Genomic DNA, 2,666 nt, shown 5'->3' on the forward strand with positions numbered 1-2,666 from the left:
GGAGTAGAGTGTGGCTCGGCTGGGAACAGGGTTTCCCTTTCGGCCCCCGCAGTGCTCGGCCCGGGGGCGTCCGGCCGCCGGGGGCGGACCGTGAAACATGTCAGGCAGATGTCAGAATTCGCGCGGGCATTTGAGTAATTCGTCCGCTATGTCCGGCGTGTAATGCCGAGATTATTCCGATTCGATCCGTCCTGTCCCTTGACGCCTCGGCGGAATTACCGGCGGCTGGCCCTGTTGCAGAGGGCGTCGATCCGGATACATTCAGCGGCGGTCGACGCAATCACCCGCTCACCGGAGGCCGCCCGGCGTTCCGCGCGGATGGTTGCGGCGTGCACGGCTGCGCCCAGGGGGGGTTCCCCGGGCCGGCCTTCAACCAACCCGGGCCCGCGACCTGCGGGCACGTGAAGGGCCAGCACAGCACTAGGGGAGTTCGGAATGGCTCAGGGCACCGTCAAGTGGTTCAACGCGGAGAAGGGCTACGGCTTCATCGCGGTCGACGGTGGTGCGGACGTCTTCGTCCACTACAGCGCGATCCAGATGGACGGCTACCGCACCCTCGAGGAGGGCCAGCGGGTCGAGTTCGAGATCTCCCAGGGACAGAAGGGCCCGCAGGCGGACATGGTCCGCGCGGCGGTCTGACCCCTTCCGACCCCAGGAGCTCGGCGCGGCCCTACGGCTGGTGACCACTCGCTTCTCGACGGGCCCGTGCGACGCGTGTCGTACGGGCCCGTCGGCGTTCCCCGACGGGGGTCCGTCGGCGGCTCGGGCGGGGCTCCGTCGGCGGCTCGCGGATCGTCGATTGGGCTTGCACTCGACCACCCGGAGTGCTAATCATTGGCGTTAGCACTCACAGCGTGAGAGTGACAGCGGACCGGGTCGGTGAGGCCCCCGGGAGCGGTAGGGGAATGGACCCCCGCACACCAGGGCCGTCCGTCGCGGGCACCCCTTGGTCCGAGCAGTCGACCGTGTCCCGGAGGACCACTTCAGATGGCCAAGATCATCGCCTTTGATGAGGAAGCTCGCCGCGGCCTTGAGCGTGGCATGAACCAGCTCGCCGACGCCGTGAAGGTCACGCTCGGCCCCAAGGGCCGCAACGTCGTGCTGGAGAAGAAGTGGGGCGCCCCCACGATCACCAACGACGGTGTCTCCATCGCCAAGGAGATCGAGCTCGAGGACCCGTACGAGAAGATCGGTGCGGAGCTCGTCAAGGAGGTCGCCAAGAAGACGGACGACGTCGCGGGTGACGGCACCACCACCGCCACCGTGCTCGCCCAGGCCCTGGTTCGCGAGGGTCTGCGCAACGTCGCCGCCGGCGCCAACCCGATGGCCCTGAAGCGCGGCATCGAGAAGGCCGTCGCCGCCGTCTCGGACCAGCTGCTGGCCCAGGCCAAGGACGTGGAGACCAAGGAGCAGATCGCCTCCACCGCCTCCATCTCCGCCGCCGACACCCAGATCGGCGAGCTCATCGCCGAGGCCATGGACAAGGTCGGCAAGGAAGGCGTCATCACCGTCGAGGAGAGCAACACCTTCGGTCTGGAGCTCGAGCTCACCGAGGGCATGCGCTTCGACAAGGGCTACATCTCCGCCTACTTCGCCACCGACCTGGAGCGTATGGAGACCTCGCTCGAGGACCCGTACATCCTCATCGCCAACTCCAAGATCGGCTCGGTCAAGGACCTGCTGCCGCTGCTGGAGAAGGTCATGCAGAGCGGCAAGGCGCTGGTCATCATCGCCGAGGACGTCGAGGGCGAGGCCCTGTCGACCCTGGTCGTGAACAAGATCCGTGGCACCTTCAAGTCCGTCGCCGTCAAGGCCCCGGGCTTCGGCGACCGCCGCAAGGCCATGCTCGGCGACATCGCCATCCTCACCGGTGGCACCGTGATCTCCGAGGAGGTCGGCCTCAAGCTGGAGAACGCCGGCATCGACCTGCTGGGCACCGCCCGCAAGGTGGTCATCACCAAGGACGAGACCACCATCGTCGACGGTGGCGGCGACAGCGAGCAGGTCGCGGGCCGCGTGAACCAGATCCGCGCCGAGATCGAGAACAGCGACTCGGACTACGACCGCGAGAAGCTCCAGGAGCGCCTCGCCAAGCTGGCCGGCGGCGTGGCCGTCATCAAGGCCGGCGCGGCCACCGAGGTGGAGCTCAAGGAGCGCAAGCACCGCATCGAGGACGCCGTCCGCAACGCCAAGGCCGCCGTCGAGGAGGGCATCGTCGCCGGTGGTGGCGTCGCCCTGCTGCAGGCCGGTGTCGCCTTCGACAAGCTGGAGCTGGACGGCGACGAGGCCACCGGTGCCAACATCGTCAAGGTCGCGCTGGAGGCCCCGATCAAGCAGATCGCGACCAACGCCGGCCTGGAGGGTGGCGTCGTGGTGGAGAAGGTGCGCAACCTCCCCGCCGGTCACGGCCTGAACGCGGCCACCAACACCTACGTCGACCTGATCGCCGAGGGCATCATCGACCCGGCCAAGGTGACCCGCTCCGCGCTGCAGAACGCCGCCTCCATCGCGGCGCTGTTCCTCACCACCGAGGCCGTCATCGCCGACAAGCCGGAGAAGGCCGCCGCGGCCGCCGGCGGCGGCATGCCGGGCGGTGACATGGACTTCTGATCCTGATCGCTCCGATCGGATCGGCTGGTTCCTCGTCCGTGTGGGCGGCTCCCTTC

General features: G+C 68.2%; 2 protein-coding genes. Both read left to right on the plus strand.

Annotated features, from left to right (window positions below; genetic code table 11):
• Window positions 1-435: 435 nt before the first annotated feature.
• Window positions 436-639, plus strand: a complete 204-nt coding sequence (locus ACFU6K_RS36095) for a cold-shock protein (protein ID WP_030289665.1) — start codon at window positions 436-438, stop codon at window positions 637-639.
• 348 nt (window positions 640-987) lie between these two features.
• Window positions 988-2,610, plus strand: a complete 1,623-nt coding sequence (groL, locus tag ACFU6K_RS36100; protein WP_380670432.1) for a chaperonin GroEL — start codon at window positions 988-990, stop codon at window positions 2,608-2,610.
• Window positions 2,611-2,666 lie beyond the last annotated feature (56 nt).

The sequence above is a fragment of the Kitasatospora sp. NPDC057512 genome (assembly GCF_042802135.1).
Classification (GTDB): domain Bacteria; phylum Actinomycetota; class Actinomycetes; order Streptomycetales; family Streptomycetaceae; genus Kitasatospora.

Excerpts from the sequence above, each read along its gene's own strand:
- ACFU6K_RS36095 (WP_030289665.1), top strand. The coding sequence starts at position 436 with ATGGCTCAGGGCACCGTCAAGTGGTTCAACGCGGAGAAGGGCTACGGC.
- groL (WP_380670432.1), top strand. The coding sequence starts at position 988 with ATGGCCAAGATCATCGCCTTTGATGAGGAAGCTCGCCGCGGCCTTGAG.